Here is a 20,151-nt window from a genome sequence, read left to right as displayed (position 1 = left end):
CTCCTGGCCGATGCTATTCGGGTGCCATGCGTCGTGGGCTGCGTGCAGGCACGTTGGCTGTGTTCGTGCTGTTAGGCGGCTGTGCCATCAACCCGCCTTCATCGAAACCGGTATCCCTGCCGGAGCAATTCGGCCAGACGGGCGGGGAGGTGTCGCTACAGCGTCAGTGGTGGCGGGAATTCGATGACCCGGCACTGAATGCCCTGATGGAGGAAGCACTGGCCGGCAATCCTGGCCTGGATGCCGTGCGAGCCCGTTTGCGCCAGGCCCGGGCGCTATGGCGCCAGGCCGATGCGGAGGCGTTTCCGTCTCTCGACCTGTCCGTGGGCGCCACCGAGGGAACCAATGTAGCGGTGAACGGTGTCGAAACCGATGCCGCCGCCCGCTCGGTCGGACTCACCGCCGGCTACGAAGTGGATCTGTGGGGGCGCATCGGAGCGCAGAGCCGTAGCAGTGCAATGAATGCCGCCGCCAGCGCCGAGGCCGTACAAACCGCCGCGCTGACGCTGACGGCGGAGCTGGCGCGGCAGTGGTATGGGATGGCGGAAAGCCGTCAGATACTGGAGTTGCTGCAGGCCCAGGAGGCGACGGCCGCGGAGTATCTGGAGGTGCTTCGTCTGCGTTTCATTTCCGGTCAGACCCGCGCAGCGAACCTGCTTCAGCAGCGCGATCTGGTCGCTTCCCTGCAAGCGGAACAGGCACAGACGCAGGCAGGCCTCGCCACCGCCCGCCACGCATTGGCGGCACTTTTGGGGCGTGAACCGGCGCAGGCGCCGGACAGCGGCCGTGCGGCACTGCCCGTTTTGCCACCGCTGCCGGCTACCGGCCTCCCGGCCGAACTGGTACGGCATCGTCCCGATTTGCGTCGTGCTCTCTATACCTTGCGTGCGGCAGAGCAGGATGTCGCCGTGGCGGTGGCGCAACGTTTTCCCCGACTCAACCTGACCGGTTCTGCCAGCAGCCGCAGTGCCGAATGGGATGGCCTGCTCGATAACTGGTCACGCACCCTGGTAGCCGACCTGGTTGCTCCTCTGGTGGATGGCGGACGCCGCCGTGCCGAAGTCGAACGGAGTCGTGCCGCGGTCGATGAGGTTCTCGCCGACTATCGGGAAGCGATCCTCGGTGCCTTTGTCGAAGTGGAGGATGCACTGGTTCGCGAGCGCAGCCAGCGGCGCTTTCTGGCCCGAGTGGATGAACGGCTGCAGCTGAACCGTCAGGTTCTGGAGCGTCAGCGCGATTACTTCCGCAGCGGTGACGGGGACTTTCTGAATGTGCTCGATGCCCAGCGCAATCTGCAGACCCGTGAGCGGGAGCGCATTACCGCACAACGTCAGCTGATTGAGTTTCGCATCGCCCTTTACCGGGCCCTGGCCGGCGGCCTGATCGACTTGCCGGAGCCTGAACAGAAATCGGAGACCATCGTTCATGAGCCATCCTGAGTCGCCCCCGGTTCGTCGTCGCTGGCCCCTGCAGCTGGGGCTGGTGGTGCTGCTGCTGACGGTCGCCGTCGCCGGTACCCTCATCATGATGAACAGCGCTCCCAAGGCGGTCCGAAAACCGGCGGAGAAGACTGCGCGGTTGGTGGAAGTGATGCCCGTTCGGATGGGCGACCACGTGGCCGACATCGCAGCCATGGGCCGGGTTGTGGCGGCTAGCGAGGCAACCCTCTATCCGGAAGTGGCCGGTCGCATTACCGAAGTTCATGAGCGATTTGTTCCCGGTGAACAGGTTCAGGCGGGTGAGGAGCTGCTGCGGCTGGATGATGCCGATTATCGTCTGACGGTGCGCCAGCGCCGAAGTGCCCTGGCGCAGGCCGAGGCGACCCTGGCGAGGGAACAGGGCCAGCAGCAGGTGGCGCGGCGCGAATATGAAATGCTGGGCGAACAGATGGCCGCCAATGAGCGCAGCCTGGTGCTGCGTGAGCCGCAGCTGGCCAGCGCCAAAGCGACACGGGAGGATGCGCTGGCCGCGCTCGACCGGGCGCGTCTGGACCTGACGCGCACCGTGGTAAAGGCGCCCTTCGACGGCATCATCACCGAAAAGTCGGTCGCATTGGGCACCCGTGTGAGCAATACCTCACCGCTGCTCACCCTGGTGGCCACGGAGCGTTTCTGGGTGCGGGTCGACCTGCCGGTGGAGGCGCTGCATCAAATTACGGTCCCGAATGGTTCCGAAGAGGTCGGGTCGATAGTGAAGCTCCGGCGCGGGGATTGGCCGCAAGGCATCTATAGGGAGGGCCGGGTTCTACGCCTGAACCCCCGTCTGGACGAGCAGGCGCGAATGGCGCAGGTGCTGGTCGAGGTACATGATCCGCTGGCGCAACTCCCCGAGCACCGGGGGCTTCCGCGACTGCTGATCAACGACTACGTGGAGGCGACCATCACCGGCCGGACTCTGCAGGAGACGGTGGCCCTGGATCGTGCGCTTTTGCGTGGCGGCAATCGGGTCTGGCTCCTGGAAAATGGCGAGCTGGTAATCCGGCCGGTGGAGGTGGTCTTCCGCGGTCGGGAGCAGGTCTTCTTGCGCGGGGATCTGCAAACGGGAGATCGGGTGGTGAGCACGGATCTGTCCAGTCCGGTAGCGGGCATGGCCCTGCGCACCAGTAAAACCGCGGGAGCGCTCGCCGAAGGAGAGGCCGATGAGTAACCCGCGGGACGGCATTATCGGCTGGATGGTCCGCAACCGGGTCACCTCCAACCTGCTGATGCTGATCTTCCTCATTGGCGGCCTGTTCTTCAGCCTGCAGATCAAGAAGGAGGTGTTCCCCGAGTTCGAGCTGGACAGGGTGACCATCTCGGTTGCTTACCCGGGTGCATCCCCCGAGGAGGTGGAGAGCGGCATTCTTCTGGTTCTGGAGGAGTCGATACGGGGCGTCTCCGGAGTCGATGAGATGACGGCGACAGCCTCGGAGGGCAGTGGCAGTTTGTCTGCGGAGTTGAGTGCCGATGCCGAGCCGATGCGGGTCTATCAGGACATCCGGCAGGCCGTGGATCGTATCACCACCTTCCCCGAGGAGGCCGAGGATCCCTCGATTGCCCTGGCCGAGCATAAACGCCAGGTCATGGGGGTGTCCCTGTTTGGTGAAGTGGATGCCTGGGTGATGCGCGGCTGGGCCGAAGAGGTGCGCGACCGCCTGCTGCAGGATCCCGGCATCACCGAGGTGGAGCTTTCAGGTGCCCGGGAGTATGAAGTACGGGTGACCATGGATCGCGAGATGCTGCGCCGTCACGGACTCACCCTGGGCGACGTGGCTGACACCATCGCTGCGAGTTCGGTGGAGCTGCCCGGCGGCGGTATCGAGACGAGTGGCGGGGAGCTGCTGCTGCGCGTCGCCCAGCGCGCCGACTGGGCTCGCCAGTTTGCGATGATTCCGCTGCGCACCAGCGATAATGGTGCAGTGGTCCGTCTGGAGGATGTGGCCGAGGTGCGCGAAGAGTTGGCGGAAACCGACCGCTATGCCACCTATAACGGCCAGCCCTCGATCGGGCTGCGGGTCTTTCGCGTAGGCCAACAGACACCGCTGGATGTCTCGGCAGCGGTGAAGCAGGTCATGGCCGATCTGGAACCGGAACTGCCGTCCGCGCTCGCGCTCGACGTCGATTACGACCGCTCCGATATCTACGCGCAACGCATGGAGCTGCTGCTCAAGAATGCCTTCATCGGGCTGCTGCTGGTGCTCATCCTGCTGGGGCTTTTTCTGGAGTTCAAGCTGGCGTTCTGGGTGACGCTCGGCATTCCCATCTCCTTCCTGGGTGCCTTCCTGTTCCTGCCGGCTATGGACGTGTCGATCAACATGGTCTCCATGTTCGCCTTCATCATCGCTCTCGGCATCGTGGTGGACGATGCCATCATCGCTGGCGAAAACATCTACGAATACCGGCAGCGGGGCATGGGCTTCATCGAGGCCGCTATCGAGGGTTCACGCAGTGTGGTGATGCCGCTCTCGTTCGCCATCCTGACCAACATTGTCGCCTTTCTGCCGCTACTATTCGTGCCCGGTTTCATGGGCAAGATGTTTGCGGTGATACCGGCGGTCGTTGGTACTGTGTTCCTTATCTCCTGGGTGGAGGCCGTACTGATTCTGCCGACCCATCTGGCCCACTCCAATCCCGAGCACAAGTTCGCCCTCTCGCGGATGCTCTACCGGCGTCAACAGCGTATCGCGGCGGGTCTGGCGCGGTTTGTGAAAACTCGCTATCGACCCGTCCTCGAGCGAGCACTGGGCTTTCGGTACGCCATGGTGGCTGCGGGCCTGGCGGTGCTGATTCTGGTGATTGGCTACGCCGCCAGCGGCCGTCTCGGGTTCAACCTGATGCCGCGGGTGGAGTCGGACCGCGCAGTGGTCACCGCCACTCTGCCTTACGGCACGCCTCTCGCGCATGCCGAACAGGTGCGGGACCGGTTGGTATCCGCTGCCGAACGGGTTATCGCGGAGGTGGGTGACGACCAGCTCCTGGAAGGCATGGAGACGGAGATCGATGAAAACGTTGTCGAGGTATTCGTGGAGCTGGCTCCGGAGGATGTCAGGGAAATCTCCACCTCCGAGGTGACCCGCCGCTGGCGTCAGGCCGTGGGGCCGCTGGCCAATGTGGACGCTTTGCGTTTTCAATCCAATCGCGGCGGCCCGGGCGGCGGGGCAGCTCTGTCCGTGGAGTTGACTCATCGCGAGAATGAGACGCTCAATCGGGCCAGTGAACGCCTTACCCGGCTCCTGGCCGATTACCCGAATGTTACCGATATCCAGAACGGCTACACCCCGGGCAAGGAGCAGCTCAGCTTCCGGGTGCTACCGGCCGGACGCGATCTGGGACTGACCGCGAGGGAGGTGGCCAGGCAGGTCCGCCACGCCTTCTATGGCGCCGAAGCCTTGCGTCAACAGCGCGGCCGCAACGAGATCAAGGTGATGGTGGGGCTGCCAAGGAGCCAGCGTCTTTCCGAATACGACCTGGAACAGCTGATGGTGCGTACCCCGGCTGGGGCTTACGTGCCGCTGCTTGCGGTCGTGGAGGTGGATAGGGGCCGCGCGTACACCAGTATCGAACGACGCAACGCCCGGCGTACGGTGACGGTTACCGCCGATGTCGAACCCTTTGAGCAGACCAATCAGATGTTATCGGCGCTGAAGGCCGACACCCTGCCCGATCTGGTGAGTGATTTTCCGGGGCTTTCGTACAGTTTCCAGGGTCAGCAGGCTGATACCGCCGAGGGTACCAGCAGTATGCTGGCCGGTTTCGTGATAATGCTGATCGTGCTGTACGCCATGCTCGCCATTCCCTTTCGCAGTTATAGTCAGCCGATGCTGGTTCTGGCGGCAATCCCCTTTGGCATCGTGGGGGCGGTTCTGGGTCACCTGATCATGGGGTATGGTCTGAGCATGGTGAGCGTGATGGGCGCCGTGGCGCTGGCGGGCGTGGTGGTGAATGATTCGCTGGTGCTGATCGACTACAGCAATCGCCGTCGCGATGCGGGTCTTTCGGCACACGACGCCATTGTCGAGGCAGGGGTGCGCCGCTTCCGTCCGGTATTGCTGACCACGCTCACCACCTTCGGTGGTCTGGCCCCGATGATCTTCGAGACCTCCCGCCAGGCCCGTTTCCTGATACCGATGGCCATTTCGCTGGGATACGGGATTCTGTTTGCAACGCTGATCACGCTGCTGCTGGTTCCGGCGCTCTATCTGGTCCTGGAGGATATCGGTTTGGGATGGCGGGCCCCGTCGCGGGACGAGGGCAGACATCTGGAGCCTGCCGAGATCGATCAGGGCGCTGAATAGTTGAAGGGTACGCCCTGTGTGCTCTGCGGTGAATCACATGATCGTGGTAAACAAGATGCAGAACATTCTCCTGATTGATGATGACGAGGACCTCTGCGAGCTGCTGGACGAATATCTGAGCAGCGAAGGATTCAAGGTGACCTCGGTGCACGACGGTGAGACGGCGATAGCGCGTGCCGCGGAAGGGGGCTGGGATGCGGTCATTCTTGATGTCATGCTGCCGGGGGCGAACGGCTTCGATGTGCTGAAGCGCATCAAGCCTGACCTCGGTGCGCCCGTGTTGATGCTGACCGCCCGCGGGGAGGATACCGATACCGTACTCGGGCTCGAACTCGGAGCCGACGATTACGTGGCCAAGCCCTGCAGTCCGCGGGTGCTGGTGGCCCGTTTGCGGGCACTGCTTCGCCGCAGGCAGCACGAACCGGGTGCAGCATTGCGGGTCGGCGACCTTTCACTCGACGAGGGCAGTCGCCAGGTCGAAGTCGGTGATCAGACGGTGTCGCTTACCGGTGCCGAATTCAACCTGCTGCGATTGCTGGTACGCCATGCCGGCGAGGTGGTCAGCCGGGACCTGCTGGCGGAAGAGGGACTGGGCCGGCCACTGGGGGCCTACGACCGGCGTATCGAGACCCACATGGCGCAGATCCGGCGCAAGCTCGGTGCATCGCCGGACGGTTCGCCGCGGATTCAGACGGTGCGCGGTTCCGGCTACCAGTATGTGCGGCGGGGCTGATGGGGTCACTGTTTACCAAGATCTTTCTGGCGTTCTGGCTGGCCGCCGTGCTGCTGGGTATCACGCTGTTCGCTTTGGCGCGGCTGTTCGGCAGTGAGGTCGTTGCGGAGACCGAACAGCGCCTTGCCGGTCAGGCGGTCAGTGCATCAGCCCTCTGGGAGACGGGTGGCCGTCGCGCAGTGGCCCGCTGGCTCCACAATCTGCAGCCTGGATCGCAACCGGTACTGGTGGATGCCGAAGGGCAACCGGTCCTGCGCCAGCCGCTGCCGCGTCGTCTGGCGCGCTGGTTGCCACGTCCCATGGAGTCGGGCACACACGCAGTATCATCCGCCCATGTGCTGGTCGTGGCGGCTCTGCCCGATACGTCGCCGCCGCTCTATCTGGTCAACGAAGTGGCAGCGGGGCACCTCCGCATTCTGCCGGTCTGGACACGTTTCCCCATCGCCATTCTCATTACCGGCCTTGTCAGCTTCGGGCTGGCAAGCCTTCTTACGCGCCGTCTGCGCCGGCTGCGGCAGGCGGCCCAGGCGTTGGCTGCGGGGGATCTGAACGCGCGGGTCGGGCACCACGGCAGGGATGAAGTAGCAGCCCTTTCGCGTGACTTTGATCTGATGGCGGACCGGTTACGTGACCTGCTGAAGGGGCAGCAACGCCTGCTTCGCGACGTCTCCCATGAATTGCGTTCACCGCTGGCGCGGCTGCGTATTGCTCTGGAGCTGGCGGAACGGGATGAGGCCCGCGACAAGGCGCTGGTGCGCATCGGCAAGGAGGCGGATGAGCTGGAGCGGCTGATCGCGGATGTGCTCTCGCTGGCGCGTCTTGAGTCGGGTCAGGGGCAGCTGGAGCAGCGGAAGCTGTCGCTTGGGGACCTGGTCAGGCAGGTCGCCACCGATGCCGACTTCGAGGCGCAGGCCAAGGGGCGGACGGTACGTTTCGAGGGTGGTGAGAAGCTGGTTGTCTTTGGTGATGCGGTTCTCCTGCGTTCGGCGGTCGAGAACGTGATCCGCAATGCCGTGCGTCACACCGTGGAGGACAGCGAGGTCACCGTCACACTGGGGCGAGAGGGCGAAAGCGCGCTGGTTGAGGTACGGGACCACGGCCCCGGCGTTCCCGAGGAGGAACTGGCCAAGCTCTTCCGTCCGTTCGCCCGGGTCGGCGAAGCCCGCGATCGGAAGAGTGGGGGTTACGGATTGGGGCTGGCCATCAGTCGCCGCGCCGTCGAGGCCCATGGCGGCGGGATTCTCGCGGAGAACGTCGAAGGTGGCGGGCTGCGCGTCCGCATCTCGCTCCCACTTGCTTCAACAGTCCCTGTTCACTAGCTGGGTTCGCCACTCTTTTTCCACGGGGCGTAAGAGAATAATCCCCGACCGGCCAGGGAATTCCATGGGCGGGAATGAACGTGCGCTGCATTGCGACGAAGCGGTAATTCGATGAAAGAAATGATCCGTGCACACAGGTTGGGCGGTTGGCTCAAGAGACGCGGCCCGCGCCTTCTGGGGGAATTGTTGCTGTTGCTCGTTATTGCCCTGGCTGCCGAGTGGTTCCTGACCCGTGATGCTGCGCGCGGCACCGCTCCGGTGTTCAGCGCCCGGACAGTAACGGGTGAGTCGTTCGATCTGCGCCAGCTTCAGGGCCAGCCCTCGATGGTCTATTTCTGGGCCACCTGGTGCCCCGTGTGCAACATCGAAAAAGGTACCATCGATGCCCTGGCCGAGGAGTACCCCGTGATCACGGTAGCCATGCAATCGGGTGGGGCCGATGCGGTCCGGGACCACATGGACGAGGCGGGCGTCAGCTTTCCGGCCATCGCCGATCCCGAAGGCAAGCTCTCCCGCGATTACGGTGTCACGGGCGTTCCCGCTTTTTTCATCCTGGACAGTGAGGGCGAGGTGGCTTTTGTCGCCCGTGGCTACACCACCGGTGCGGGTCTGCGCCTGCGGCTGATGCTGGCCGACCTGTTTAAATAGCCACAGAGAGCACAGAGGTTTGAAATCGTTGGGCTGGGATTGCGGAGTCCGCTGGTTGTAAAGGTCTGCTCCAGTCCCTTTTCGCCCTATGTTCTCTGTGAACTCTGTGGTTAACCAAATCCCTCAATCGAGTGCCTTCTCCAGCCGTTCGCAGTACAACCTGAGGGCCTTGATACGGGCATAGCGTTTGTTGTTGCCCTCGACGAGAGTCCAGGGGGCGTAGGTGGTGCTGGTCCGCTCCACCATGTCGGCCACGGCATGTGTGTAGGCGTCCCATTTTTCCCGGTTGCGGTAATCCTCTTCGGTGATCTTGTATTGCTTCCACGCCACCTTTTCCCGCTTCTGGAAGCGGTGCCACTGCTCCTCCTTGCTGATGTGCAACCAGTACTTGACGATGACCGTTCCGAACTCGGCAAGCTGCTCCTCGAAGTCATTGATCTCCGCGTAGGCGCGCATCCACTCGTCGCGCTGTGCAAACCCTTCGATGCGTTCCACCAGCACCCGGCCATACCAGCTTCGGTCATAGATGGTGACGGCGCCGGCACGGGGAATGTGCTGCCAGAAGCGCCACAGATAGTGACGGGCACGCTCTTCGTCGCTGGGGGCTCCGACCGATATGACCCGGTAGTTGCGCGCATCCATGGGTTTCACCATACGGCGGATGACGCCCCCTTTGCCACCGGCATCCCAGCCCTCGAACACCAGAATCGAGGAGACCCGCTTCTCTCTGGCGGCCCTGGTCAGGCGGCCCAGAAGGCCTTGATATCTCTGCAGCTCCGCCTTGTAGGTCTTCTTGGGGAGGTGTTTGTTCAGTTGCAGCTGATCCAGCCGGTTGTGTGCACTGGAGGCCACAGGTCGGTGATGCGGCTGTTCCACCGGCGGGGACTTCGAGTGCCGGTGGCTTGCCAGGTGCTGTTCGATTCGGTCGAGGATGTGCTCGCCGACCCGCAGACGTCGGTAGCGCTCATCGGCCCCCTCGACCAGCGTCCAGGGAGCCTCATCTGTGCTGGTCTCGTGGAGAACATGTTCGGCGATGGAGTAGAAGCGGTCGTAGAGCTTGAGGTGCTCCTTGTCCTGTCTGGTAACCCGCCAGGCGGTGTCCGGGTGCGATTCCAGCGTTTTCAGGCGCTTCTTCTGGTCCTTTTTCGACAGGTGCAGCCAGAACTTGATAATCAGGGCGCCGTCATCGGCCAGGGTCTTTTCAAAGCCCCTGATGCGGGCAAGCCGGGCGCCAAGGGCGGCATCGGTGATGTCACCCTTGACCCTGTGCGCGATGGGATCGCTGTACCAGGAACCGACGTAGAGCCCGATGCTGCCCTTTTGGGGAAGGGCACGCCAGTATCGCCAGTATTCGGGCCGATCCCGCTCCTCGTCGCTCTTCTCGCCGAAGGCGAAAGTGCGCAGATCGCGCGGGTCCATCCACTCATTCAGTACATTGACGGTGTCGCCCTTGCCGGCGCCGTCGACGCCGGAGACCAGGATCAATACCGGAACACCCGCCTCCCGTACCGCCTGCTGGGCCTGCAGCAGACCGATGCGCAGCTTTGGGCTACAGCACTTGAATACGCTTTTCGTGATCCTGGTACCGAATTGGGTCATCGGACAGGGCCCCCGTTTCGGGTCGATGTGCAGATCTGGCAGCTTGCCTAGCGCCTGCGGCGGCTCTGGTACTTCACCACCCACTGGCTGATTCGGGAGTAGGGGAGCTGTTCGAAGCCGTGCCAGCGCGTGAGGCTCTCCCCGACCAGAGCATCGATATCCTCCACGTGTTCGGCGTCTGCGCCTTCGGCCACCGAATTGAGGCCGAGCAAACCGCCGCACTCCACCTTCATCTCCTTGCCGTGGGGCAGCGGCCCGTCGAGCTGCCTCAGGTGAAGGGCAAAGAGGGCGTTCTCCCGCAGGTGCGCTACCAGATCACTGCAGCGCTGATGCCCCCCGGGGGACTGGCAGGCGATCGCTTCACGTTCAGCGATGAGCACCTTTTCGGAGCGAGAGCAGGCGGCGCAGCCCCGCAGGACCGCTTTGGCGAACACACACGGACGGTCATTGACTTCGTCGTGGACCTTTTTGAACTCGTGTTCGTCCATCAGTGGCTCGCTTTCATGCGCTCCATCATGCTCTTTTTGTAGGCCTCGACCTCGGCCTGATCGAGTCGGGCGGTAAGCATCTGCAACTCTCTCTGTGCCGGTTCGCTGCCATTCATCACCGCCAGGGTGAGCCACTGGAACGCCGCTTCGGTATCTTCGGCAACCAGGTTTCCCTCCGAAAGCAGTTTGCCGAGCATGTACTGGGCCTTGGGATGACCCTGGTTGGCGGCGTTTTCATATAGCCCGAGTGCCTCGGAAACTGCGGGAGTGCCCGGGTGCGCGCCTTCGATGAGCAGTTCGGCCAGCGAGCACTTGGCATCCGAATCCCCTCTCCTGGCGGCTTCCTGGAAGTATTTGCGGGCCTTGCTGGCGCTGCTGGCCACGCCGTGGCCATTGGCATACATCCAGCCGAGCAGGGTCATGGCCTCGCCGATATCCTGTTTGGCCGCGCTGGAGAGCCATTCCACCGCCTTTCCGGGGTTCGGTTTGACACCGCGCCCATTGGCGTAGAGCACGCCGAGCGTGAACTGGGCCTGTGCATCGCCCTTTTCAGCACGGGCTTCGATGTCCGGGAGCTGATCTTTCTTGAAACCTTCGAGAATGGTCTGCAGGTTTTGACTGGTACTCATGCCGTTCTATTTCCGATTGAAAACATCAAGTATATCAGAGGTGGACGTTACTGTTTGATGGTCCCGGTCGCCGGTAACGAGGGATTCCGGGAACCAGCGGCACGAGACAGCTGCGTGGACAGCTGTTGGACAATGCGCCCATCGTAGACCACTTCATAGAAACGACGGCTCTCCGCAAAAGGTGCATCGAAGGGCTGATGCTCCGGATCGTAGATCTGGACCGGCGCTTCGCGAATGATCAGCGTGTGACTGCTCCCTTCCCGGTCAGGGAAACGCGCGGTGTGCAGTTTGCTCCCGGGATACTCGAGAATCGGGTTCTCGATGGGGCGAAGTCTCAGTTCCCGGGTCAGTTTCCTGAAAGCCGATGGTTCCAGAATGATCCCGTTGAGATTGTAGACCAGGTCGGTGGCCTCCTTCTGGCCGACCTTCAGCGCATTCGGAGAGGGTTCGTAGACGGCGGCATGGGTGGTGGACAATACCGTATCGCCGTACCACTCGCGCAGTGCCCAGGCGCAGGCAGAAAGGCGGTCGGCACGGTTGATTGCCGGTGATATGGTGATGCGGGTATCTCCATCGAACAGATATCGGGGCGGTGTGTCAGTGAACGAAATGCCGATCCCCAGTTCCAGTTGTGGCAAGCCGTGGCCGGCCAGCAGTTTGTTCTGGTGTTCGAGAATGTGCAGCATCTCCACGGCCATACCGCAGGCGCGGCTTACGGCCAGATGCTCGCCGTGCGGTGTATCCCACTCGTTGAAGACCAGGATTACTGCATCGCCCTCAATGAACACTTTTTCCGCTCCATACCGCTGAACCACCTTGTTGACCGGATCGAAGAAGTGGCGGCTGAAGTGGGTGGCGGGATTGAGCCTCTTCCGGGTCAATTCCTCGGTGATCCGGGTAGAGCCGCGCACGTCGGCCTTGAGAATGGCGTGGCTGACGATCTCCGCTTTCTGATCCTCTATCTCCGACGGCGCCAGGAATTCGTGCAGGCTCCGGTTCGATCGGGACGTGCGGATGTCCTTCTCCTCGGTGAGCAAATGTACCTGGGCCGCGGCCTGCTGAACGTCATGAAACAGTTTCAGGTCCCGACGGTAGGCGGAGAAATCACGCATGAAACGAAGCAGTGTGTCGGTGACGTCCCCCCGCGCCTTGCGCCTGATCTGCAGATACGAGCGCGCCAGTTGCCGGAACGGGGGGAGTCCCGGGGTGGTTCTCAGCCGCTTCCGGATTGCAGAAAGGCCGCCCGGGTGATCCAGTGTCTTGTGCAGAATGGTGGGATTCGCCTGACCCTCATCGGTGAGTTTGGCGGCTTCGTAGGCGGCGAGGATGGTGGTCAACAGTTGGTTCTGCTCGAGTGCATTGCGCAGCAGCGCCAGGTTGAGGCGCTGGTGCCGGATCTGGCGGCGCAAGCTGCGTGCCCGATGTTTCTTTTTGGCCTGCCGCGCCTGGTATATCTGATCCCTGGTCCAGCGCACGTCCAGTAGTGCGGTGATATTCAGTGGCTGCATGAGGACCGAAGGTCGATTGAGGGCACGCTGATATTCTCGACAGGAGGCCCCCGCCTTGTCGTCATTCGGCTCGCCTGCGGTATCGACCCCCGGCTCCAGCGCGGGCAGTGCCGCGCTGTTGGGTTCGAAGACCGGGCCGAGCACGCTATCGATTCGGGCAAAGCTGTTTGGTTCGCTGTCGAGGTGCGCCAACAGCAGGTAGTACCGCACCATCACTTCATCATCGTTCGGGGATACCGCCTGCAGCAGTGGTGCATTGAACGCCTCGACCAACAGCAGCCGGGAACTGCCGAACAGGGAGAGGCGAAGCTCCGCCAGCTTCTCTGTTTCGATGCGGGACAGTGCACTGAACAGGCAATGGCAGACCTGGAAATAGAGGTGCTGGTACTGCCGGGCGCTGGCCGCTGCCCCATCGGAAGATAAGGTGATCGAGCCTGGCCGGCCGAGTTGTGAAAGGGAGTGATCGATGGCCGCATGGATCTGTTGCTGGATCAGCTTGATGATCGCCGTATAGAGCAGGTTCAGCTCTGCCGGCTGCCTGGATTTGGAGATCCGCACCAGCGCCGCCTGCACCATTGGTACGTAGGCCTCGGTCAGGCTCCGTAACTGGTGACGGGTAAGCAGACTTCGACCGTGCCGGGACTCCTTGCGGTACCGCGGCACCAGATCCGCCGTCAGTGCGTGCACCGTGCGCATGAACAGGGGACTCAGCAGCACATCGATATGGACGTTGTCGATACCGCGGGGAAAGCCGCCGAACTCGATGTATTGCTCGTGGCCGCGCTTGAGCTTGATGACCGAAACCCGGGGTGTGATCTGGCGCTGGACCAGTCCGTACACCAGCAGCGATAGCCCTAGAAAAATGGCAATATCGCTGATACCGAAGGCGATGGTGAGTTCGCTCACATCGGTCTGAAACAGTCGCAGGATCCGCCCCAGGAAGAGCTGGTCGATGACCTGGGCGAAAATGCCGCCTGTCGCCAGGTGTACACCGATGCCGGTCAGGGGCGCGGCATTCAGGAAGCCCCGGCCCAGACGAAACAGCAGCAGGAAGATCACCAGCAGACTACCAAACAGCGGCCAACCCTCGGCACTCTGCCCGGTGCGCAGATAGTCTACGAAGGAGCCTGGCAGGTGTGAGGTCGTGATCTGGAGTCCGAGATCGCCCGCCAGCTGCTGAACCGTCTCGCCCCAAGGTCCGACAACGAGACCTTTACTGGCGATTTCCAGCAAGATGACGAAAAGGGGGATCCAGGCGAAACGCATCGGCTATCGGCTAACGGTAAAGGGCATAGTCTACCGGCGGACGGGTCCGGGAGGAAATCGGCCTGCTCGCGCGTGGTGGACATCGCTTTTCCCGTATGCCGCACTTGGTTTTTTCCCGCCGCAGCCATAAACTATCGGGTTCCTTTTCGGTCAAACGTGTTATCCATGACCCGCAAACTCTACATCAAGACCTTCGGTTGCCAGATGAACGAGTACGACTCGGCGAAAATTGCCGATGTGCTCGCTATCCAGTGCGGCCTGGAGCCGGTGGACGCCCCGGAAGAGGCGGACGTGCTGCTGCTCAATACCTGCTCCGTGCGCGAGAAGGCGCAGGAGAAGGTCTTCTCGGCGCTCGGCAAGTGGAAACCGCTCAAGCAGGCGCGGCCCGATGTAGTGATTGGTGTTGGAGGCTGCGTGGCGAGTCAGGAGGGTGAGGCTATCCGTACCCGTGCCCCGTTTGTGGATCTGGTGTTCGGTCCCCAGACCCTGCATCGCCTCCCGGAGATGCTGGGTCGGGTCTGGGAACAGCACCAGGCCGTGGTGGATGTCTCGTTCCCGGAGATCGAAAAGTTCGACCGGATGCCGGAGCCGCGCGCTGAAGGCGCGACCGCCTTTGTCTCGATCATGGAGGGTTGCTCGAAATACTGCACCTTCTGCGTGGTCCCCTATACCCGTGGCGAGGAAGTCAGCCGCCCCTTCGATGACGTTATCGCCGAAATTGCATCCCTGGCGCAGCAGGGCGTTCGGGAGGTGAATCTGCTGGGCCAGAACGTCAATGCTTACCTCGGGCCGATGCATGACGGCGAGATGGCTGATCTGGCCCTGCTTATTCACTACGTGGCCGCCGTCGACGGGATCGAACGTATCCGTTTCACCACCTCCCATCCGGTGGAATTCACGGACAGTCTGATTCAGGCCTACGCCGAGGTGCCGCAGCTGGTCAGTTTCCTGCATCTGCCGGTACAGTCCGGTTCCGACCGCATTCTGGCGCTGATGAAGCGCGGGCATACTGCGCTGGAGTACAAGGCCAAAATCGGCAAGCTGCGCGAGGCGCGGCCGGATATCACCATTTCATCCGATTTCATCGTCGGCTTCCCCGGCGAGACCGACGAGGATTTCGAGGCCACCATGCGCCTGATTGAGGAGGTCGGCTTCGATCACTCCTTCAGCTTTGTCTACAGCCCACGGCCGGGAACGCCGGCGGCGGATTTGCCGGATGATGTGCCGCTCGAGGTGAAGAAAGCGCGTCTGGCCCGCCTGCAGGCGACGATCACCACGCAGGCGCGGGCGATTAGCCGTGGTATGGTGGGCTCGGTACAACGGATCCTGGTGGAGGGACCATCCCGCAAGGACCCCGACCAGCTCTCCGGGCGTACTGAAAATAATCGGGTGGTGAACTTCCCCGGGGATGGTTCGTTGGTCGGTCAGTTTGTCGACGTGCGCATCACCGAGGCGCTACCCAATTCCCTGCGTGGTGAGACGAGCGGGTCGGCCGTCGCCGGCTGGACATGAACGCGGCCACCTTCTACTACCTTTATTTGAGAGATATATTAGCTTCGTGCAAGCCAAGGTTTCCACTCCTTTGAAGGACACTCCCGATAGCCTGGACATCACCCTGGAACCCGCCTCCAACGATCGGCTCGCCAATCTGTGTGGGCAGTTCGATGAACACCTGAAGCAAATCGAGCGGCGGCTGGGGGTCGAGGTGAATAACCGCGGCAACACCTTCCGGGTGATCGGCGAGGGGGAATCGGTCGGTGCGGCCGGTGAGGTCATCAAGGGGCTTTACCGCACTACGAGTGAAGAGACCCTGACCCCCCAGCGTGTTCACCTGTTTCTTCAGGAGTCCGGTATCGAGGAGATGCTGGAGCAGCAGGATGATGTCGAGGAAGTTGTCATCCGCACCAAGCGCGGCGTGATCAAGGGCCGCGGACCCAACCAGAAAAAGTATCTCAAGAACATCCTCACTCACGACATCAACTTTGGAGTGGGGCCGGCAGGCACCGGCAAGACCTATCTGGCGGTGGCGTGTGCGGTGGAAGCACTCGAGCGGGACCAGGTGCGCCGTCTGATCCTCACCCGTCCCGCCGTGGAGGCGGGCGAGCGGCTCGGCTTTTTGCCGGGTGACCTGGCCCAGAAGGTCGACCCCTATCTGCGGCCTCTCTATGATGCGCTCTATGAGATGCTCGGTTTCGAACGCGTGGCCAAACTCATCGAACGCAACGTGATTGAGGTGGCGCCGCTTGCCTATATGCGCGGGCGTACCCTCAACGACTCCTTCATCATTCTCGACGAGGCGCAGAACACTACGGAAGAGCAGATGAAGATGTTCCTCACCCGGATCGGCTTCGGCTCCACCGCAGTGATTACCGGCGATGTCACGCAAACCGATTTGCCGCGCGGCGCATCGTCGGGTCTGCGTCATGCGATCGAGGTGCTCAAGGACGTCAAAGGCATCAGCTTCGCCTTCTTTCTCGCCAAGGACGTGGTCCGGCATCCGCTGGTCCAACGCATCGTCGGCGCCTATGAGCGTTTTGATGAGCAGGAAGCTACCGGTGGCCGTTGATCTGGATTGGCAGGTCGCTGTGGAGGCGACCGGATTGCCGGCGGAAAACAGCATCGTGCAATGGGTGACGGCCGCTCTCGGCGACAGCTCGGAGGGCGCTACGCAGTTGACCGTGCGGGTGGTCGATGAGGCGGAGAGCGCCGCCCTGAACGGGCGCTATCGGGGCAAGTACAAACCGACCAATGTGCTCTCCTTTCCGTTCGAGCCCCCCCCGGGCGTCGAGTATCCGCTGCTGGGGGATCTGGTGATCTGTGCGCCGGTCGTCGAGCGGGAGGCGCTGGAGCAGGGCAAGGGCCAGGAGGCGCACTGGGCCCACATGGCAGTCCATGGCTGTCTGCACCTGATCGGGTATGATCATGTCGACCCGGCCGAGGCCGAAACAATGGAAGCGCTGGAGAGGCGAATACTGGCCGGCCTGGGCTATCGCGACCCTTATGCGGAGCCTGCCTGATCATGGGTATACAATGGGTTTCCACTCTCCCGACAATAACGAACCAGGTACGGTTCCTGAGCGAGATACAAGATACAAGCACCGCACGACGGGCTTGTATCTTGTCTTTCGCAGGGTGACCAACGACACACATGAACGACGATCGACCTAGTAGCGCCGCCGGTGACGAGCGGCCGCAAAAAAGCTGGCTGGAGCGGCTGGGACAGGTACTTCAGCCCGAGCCCAAAGATCGCGACGAGCTTCTGCAGTCTCTCCGGGAGGCGCAGCAGCGGGACCTGATCGATGCCGATGCCTACGCCATGATCGAAGGCGTGCTGGAGGTGTCGGAAATGCAGGTTCGCGACATCATGATTCCCCGCTCCCACATGAACGTGGTGGAGCGGGATGCCTCTCTCCAGGAAATCCTGCCGATTATCATCAAGGGGGCCCACTCCCGCTTCCCCGTCATCGGGGACAATCGCGATGAGGTGGTGGGGATCCTGCTTGCCAAGGACCTGCTCCCCTTCGTTGCCAACGGAGGAGGCGGATTCAATATCCGCGAGGTCCTGCGCCCGGCGCTTTTCGTGCCGGAGAGCAAGCGCCTCAACGTGCTTCTCAAGGAGTTTCGCTCCAGCCGCAATCACTTGGCCGTGGTGGTGGACGAATACGGAGGCGTGGCCGGTCTGGTCACCATTGAAGACGTCCTGGAACAGATCGTCGGTGAGATCGAGGATGAGCACGATGTCGAGGAGGAGGATACCGATATCCTTCAGGTGGCGGACGGGCGCTATATGGTGCGTGCCCTGACCGCCATCGACGATTTCAATGAATTCTTCCGGACCGACTTCAGCGACGAGGAGTTCGATACCATCGGCGGGCTGGTCCTCAAGGGGTTCGGACATATGCCCAAACGCGGTGAACAGGTGGAGATGGGGCAGTACCGGTTTACCGTGCTCCGGGCGGACAGTCGTCGTATCTATCTGCTGGAGGTCGCTCCGCTACCGCAGGGCCGCAAGACCGACGCCGGAGATTCGGGTGAACCTCTCTCGGCGATTTGATGTTTCCCCGGGGGTGGCCGGCCTTGCGGCGTTCCTGGCCGGTGGTCTGCTGCCGTTGGCCTTCGCCCCCTTCGATATCCTGCCGCTCGCGGTCCTCTCTCCCGCCGTACTGTTCTGGCTCTGGCATGATGCTGCGCCGCGCCGTGCCGCTGGCCTCGGGTTCCTGTTCGGACTGGGGCAGTTCGGCATAGGGGTCAGCTGGGTGTTCGTCGCCATCAACGAGTTCGGCGGCACCGGGATGCTGCCCGCCGCACTACTCACCGGACTGTTTGTTGCCGCTCTCGCCCTCTATCCCGCACTGGTAGGGTATTTGGGCCGGCGTCTGGCGCCGCGGAGTGGACCTGCGACGGCCCTGCTACTGCTCTGGCCCGCCTTGTGGACCGGGGGGGAGTGGCTGCGGGGCTGGCTGTTCTCCGGTTTTCCCTGGCTGAGTCTGGGATACAGTCAGATCGATGGTCCCCTGGCCGGATGGGGACCCGTCGCCGGTGTGTATGGCATGAGCTGGGTGGTGGCCTTCACCGCCGGACTGGTGGCGTGGCTGGTTTCTGTCCCGGGTCTGCAAGTCAAAGGGGCTCGTGTTGTCGTGCCGATCCTGCTTGCTGCGGTATTCTGGGGGGGCGCCTGGTGGGTCGACCGGCTCGAGTGGACCTCTCCGGAAGGGAAGCCCCTCACGGTCTCGTTGATCCAGGGCAATTTGCCCCAGGAGACCAAGTGGGAGCCCGGAGCGATCCGGGAGCGTCTGGAGACCTACGCCGGGCTCACCCGTGAACGGCTGGGGCAGAGCGATTTGGTGGTGTGGCCGGAAAACGCAGTGACGGTCTTCTATCACGAGATTGCCGACCAGTATTTCGATCCCCTGGAGCGTGAGGCGGTCGAGACCGGCACCGATCTCATCCTGGGGCTGCCGGTCCTGGCGGAAGATGGCAGGCAGTACTTTACCAGCATGATGAGCCTCGGCTCACACCGGGATTTCTACTTCAAACAGCACCTGGTGCCGTTTGGAGAATATGTGCCTTTCGAGTCACTTCTGCGCGGCCTGATCGGCTTTTTCGATGTACCGATGTCGAGCTTTATCCCCGGTCCGGAGGGACAGCAGCCCCTGCAGGTCGCCGGTCACCGCGCAGCGGTCTCGGTTTGCTATGAGGATGCCTTCGGCAGTCAATTCGCCCGAACGCTCCAGAATGCCACGCTGCTGGTGAACGGCAGCAACAACGCCTGGTACGGTGATTCGCTGGCGCCCCACCAGCACCTTCAGATCTCCCGCATGCGGGCACTGGAGACGGGGCGGCCGATGCTTCGGGCGACCACCAACGGGATCTCGGCGCTGGTCGATGCGCGCGGACGATTGCTGGCCACTTCACCTCAATTCGAAAGGTATGTCCTTACTCACCGCGTTCAGCCCATGACGGGCACAACCCCATACGGCCTGTGGCGCAATCTGCCGGTTCTGATCTGGTTGCTGGCCGGAACCGGTATCGCCCTCGTGCTGAGCCGTAAATTCGCTCACGGGTGAGGGCGCGCCCTCGCGGCGAAGCGTTCAGGGTGCAGGGCCTGCTGTTTACCGCTACTGCTCCGCGTCGGTCAGGCGACGGAAGGTGGTTCCGTGACACTTCGGGCAGGGCGGGATGTGTCCGGGCCCATGGAAGTGCAGCTCCTCACCGCAGCTTTTGCACTGCAGGGTTCCCATCGCCGTGACTTCTCCGGTGTGCCACTCACCGAGGGCTGCGGCTCTTTCGGAGAACTGCTCCAGTTCGACCCGGGTGTGATCGACGGCATTGGCGAAGAGGTCGGCCAGGCTGCGCTCGATCAGGTTCCAGTCGAATTTCAGCCAGTTACCGAGCTCGCGTCCGCTCTCGGAGACGAAGGTGGCTGCATCCTCCAGGTCTCTGCGCAGGTATTCGGCCACCTTTGCGGATTCTTCCCGGCTCAGTTCACCAAGCTCGGTCGCGCGCTCCTGTGCATCATCGATAGCGCGCTTGAGGGTAGGGCCGGTATCGTGTTCGATATCGTCCAGGCGCTGGCGAACCCGTTCCAGCATGCGGTGATAGCCTTCGGCGAGGCGTTCGCCGAGCCCGTGGTGATTCTCTTTTTCGCTCATGTTGTCTCTATGCCTTCTATGTTAAGGCCGTGCCGA

The 20,151-nt window shown here is 62.5% G+C and carries 16 protein-coding genes; 11 read left to right on the top strand and 5 right to left on the bottom strand.

All coding sequences use genetic code 11. The features are described from left to right. Positions 1 to 26: 26 nt before the first annotated feature. The 6 genes from BLP65_RS02910 (at position 27) to BLP65_RS02885 (ending at position 8,473) form a co-directional block, all read left to right on the top strand. Positions 27 to 1,439: an efflux transporter outer membrane subunit gene (locus BLP65_RS02910; RefSeq protein WP_175452414.1), complete on the top strand. Its 1,413-nt coding sequence runs from the start codon at positions 27 to 29 to the stop codon at positions 1,437 to 1,439. Beyond that, on the top strand, positions 1,426 to 2,646 hold the full coding sequence (locus BLP65_RS02905) for an efflux RND transporter periplasmic adaptor subunit (RefSeq protein WP_092992458.1): 1,221 nt from the start codon (positions 1,426 to 1,428) through the stop codon (positions 2,644 to 2,646). The genes BLP65_RS02910 and BLP65_RS02905 overlap by 14 nt, the downstream gene beginning before the upstream one ends. Then, positions 2,639 to 5,773, top strand: a complete 3,135-nt coding sequence (locus BLP65_RS02900; protein WP_092992456.1) for an efflux RND transporter permease subunit — start codon at positions 2,639 to 2,641, stop codon at positions 5,771 to 5,773. Before BLP65_RS02905 ends, BLP65_RS02900 begins: the two co-directional genes overlap by 8 nt. A 37-nt stretch (positions 5,774 to 5,810) precedes the next feature. Next, the gene (locus tag BLP65_RS02895; protein WP_245688219.1) at positions 5,811 to 6,506 is read left to right on the top strand and encodes a response regulator transcription factor; all 696 of its coding nucleotides are present in this window, start codon (positions 5,811 to 5,813) and stop codon (positions 6,504 to 6,506) included. Further along, on the top strand, positions 6,506 to 7,825 hold the full coding sequence (locus tag BLP65_RS02890) for a sensor histidine kinase (protein ID WP_092992454.1): 1,320 nt from the start codon (positions 6,506 to 6,508) through the stop codon (positions 7,823 to 7,825). Before BLP65_RS02895 ends, BLP65_RS02890 begins: the two co-directional genes overlap by 1 nt. Before the next feature lie 111 nt (positions 7,826 to 7,936). Beyond that, positions 7,937 to 8,473: a protein disulfide oxidoreductase gene (locus BLP65_RS02885; protein WP_092992452.1), complete on the top strand. Its 537-nt coding sequence runs from the start codon at positions 7,937 to 7,939 to the stop codon at positions 8,471 to 8,473. Positions 8,474 to 8,596: 123 nt separating this feature from the next. On the opposite strand, the gene pap is transcribed toward BLP65_RS02885, so the two are convergent. The 4 genes from pap to BLP65_RS02865 are packed head-to-tail and all read right to left on the bottom strand — an operon-like array spanning position 8,597 to position 13,963. Beyond that, positions 8,597 to 10,072, bottom strand: a complete 1,476-nt coding sequence (pap, locus tag BLP65_RS02880; protein ID WP_092992450.1) for a polyphosphate:AMP phosphotransferase — start codon at positions 10,070 to 10,072, stop codon at positions 8,597 to 8,599. 47 nt (positions 10,073 to 10,119) lie between these two features. After that, on the bottom strand, positions 10,120 to 10,560 hold the full coding sequence (locus BLP65_RS02875; RefSeq protein ID WP_092992448.1) for a hypothetical protein: 441 nt from the start codon (positions 10,558 to 10,560) through the stop codon (positions 10,120 to 10,122). Further along, on the bottom strand, positions 10,560 to 11,189 hold the full coding sequence (locus tag BLP65_RS02870; RefSeq protein WP_092992446.1) for a tetratricopeptide repeat protein: 630 nt from the start codon (positions 11,187 to 11,189) through the stop codon (positions 10,560 to 10,562). Before BLP65_RS02870 ends, BLP65_RS02875 begins: the two co-directional genes overlap by 1 nt. A gap of 47 nt (positions 11,190 to 11,236) precedes the next feature. Continuing rightward, positions 11,237 to 13,963: an adenylate/guanylate cyclase domain-containing protein gene (locus BLP65_RS02865; protein ID WP_092992444.1), complete on the bottom strand. Its 2,727-nt coding sequence runs from the start codon at positions 13,961 to 13,963 to the stop codon at positions 11,237 to 11,239. A 165-nt stretch (positions 13,964 to 14,128) separates the two neighbouring features. On the opposite strand from BLP65_RS02865, the gene miaB reads away from it, so the two are divergent. The 5 genes from miaB (at position 14,129) to lnt (ending at position 19,530) form a co-directional block, all read left to right on the top strand. Next, entirely contained in the window at positions 14,129 to 15,475 is a 1,347-nt protein-coding gene (miaB, locus tag BLP65_RS02860) for a tRNA (N6-isopentenyl adenosine(37)-C2)-methylthiotransferase MiaB (protein WP_092992442.1), read from the top strand. A 70-nt stretch (positions 15,476 to 15,545) separates the two neighbouring features. Then, positions 15,546 to 16,529: a PhoH family protein gene (locus tag BLP65_RS02855; RefSeq protein WP_245688218.1), complete on the top strand. Its 984-nt coding sequence runs from the start codon at positions 15,546 to 15,548 to the stop codon at positions 16,527 to 16,529. Further along, complete coding sequence (gene ybeY / locus BLP65_RS02850; protein WP_092992438.1) at positions 16,501 to 16,980, top strand: rRNA maturation RNase YbeY; 480 nt, start codon at positions 16,501 to 16,503, stop codon at positions 16,978 to 16,980. The genes BLP65_RS02855 and ybeY overlap by 29 nt, the downstream gene beginning before the upstream one ends. Before the next feature lie 131 nt (positions 16,981 to 17,111). Next, on the top strand, positions 17,112 to 18,017 hold the full coding sequence (locus BLP65_RS02845; protein WP_092992436.1) for an HlyC/CorC family transporter: 906 nt from the start codon (positions 17,112 to 17,114) through the stop codon (positions 18,015 to 18,017). Continuing rightward, entirely contained in the window at positions 17,995 to 19,530 is a 1,536-nt protein-coding gene (lnt, locus tag BLP65_RS02840) for an apolipoprotein N-acyltransferase (RefSeq protein ID WP_092992434.1), read from the top strand. Before BLP65_RS02845 ends, lnt begins: the two co-directional genes overlap by 23 nt. A gap of 51 nt (positions 19,531 to 19,581) precedes the next feature. Here the strand turns inward: lnt and BLP65_RS02835 are convergent, their stop codons facing one another. Further along, the gene (locus BLP65_RS02835) at positions 19,582 to 20,115 is read right to left on the bottom strand and encodes a zinc ribbon-containing protein (protein WP_092992432.1); all 534 of its coding nucleotides are present in this window, start codon (positions 20,113 to 20,115) and stop codon (positions 19,582 to 19,584) included. Positions 20,116 to 20,151: the final 36 nt, after the last annotated feature.

Source organism: Thiohalomonas denitrificans (assembly GCF_900102855.1).
Taxonomy (GTDB): Bacteria; Pseudomonadota; Gammaproteobacteria; order Thiohalomonadales; family Thiohalomonadaceae; genus Thiohalomonas; species Thiohalomonas denitrificans.
The sequence above is the reverse complement of the archived record's forward strand: the minus strand, read 5'-3'. Positions and strand labels throughout refer to the sequence as shown.

Excerpts from the sequence above, each read along its gene's own strand:
- BLP65_RS02910 (WP_175452414.1), top strand. The coding sequence starts at position 27 with ATGCGTCGTGGGCTGCGTGCAGGCACGTTGGCTGTGTTCGTGCTGTTA.
- BLP65_RS02905 (WP_092992458.1), top strand. The coding sequence starts at position 1,426 with ATGAGCCATCCTGAGTCGCCCCCGGTTCGTCGTCGCTGGCCCCTGCAG.
- BLP65_RS02900 (WP_092992456.1), top strand. The coding sequence starts at position 2,639 with ATGAGTAACCCGCGGGACGGCATTATCGGCTGGATGGTCCGCAACCGG.
- BLP65_RS02895 (WP_245688219.1), top strand. The coding sequence starts at position 5,811 with ATGATCGTGGTAAACAAGATGCAGAACATTCTCCTGATTGATGATGAC.
- BLP65_RS02890 (WP_092992454.1), top strand. The coding sequence starts at position 6,506 with ATGGGGTCACTGTTTACCAAGATCTTTCTGGCGTTCTGGCTGGCCGCC.
- BLP65_RS02885 (WP_092992452.1), top strand. The coding sequence starts at position 7,937 with ATGAAAGAAATGATCCGTGCACACAGGTTGGGCGGTTGGCTCAAGAGA.
- pap (WP_092992450.1), bottom strand. The coding sequence starts at position 10,072 with ATGACCCAATTCGGTACCAGGATCACGAAAAGCGTATTCAAGTGCTGT.
- BLP65_RS02875 (WP_092992448.1), bottom strand. The coding sequence starts at position 10,560 with ATGGACGAACACGAGTTCAAAAAGGTCCACGACGAAGTCAATGACCGT.
- BLP65_RS02870 (WP_092992446.1), bottom strand. The coding sequence starts at position 11,189 with ATGAGTACCAGTCAAAACCTGCAGACCATTCTCGAAGGTTTCAAGAAA.
- BLP65_RS02865 (WP_092992444.1), bottom strand. The coding sequence starts at position 13,963 with ATGCGTTTCGCCTGGATCCCCCTTTTCGTCATCTTGCTGGAAATCGCC.
- miaB (WP_092992442.1), top strand. The coding sequence starts at position 14,129 with ATGACCCGCAAACTCTACATCAAGACCTTCGGTTGCCAGATGAACGAG.
- ybeY (WP_092992438.1), top strand. The coding sequence starts at position 16,501 with ATGAGCAGGAAGCTACCGGTGGCCGTTGATCTGGATTGGCAGGTCGCT.
- BLP65_RS02845 (WP_092992436.1), top strand. The coding sequence starts at position 17,112 with ATGAACGACGATCGACCTAGTAGCGCCGCCGGTGACGAGCGGCCGCAA.
- BLP65_RS02835 (WP_092992432.1), bottom strand. The coding sequence starts at position 20,115 with ATGAGCGAAAAAGAGAATCACCACGGGCTCGGCGAACGCCTCGCCGAA.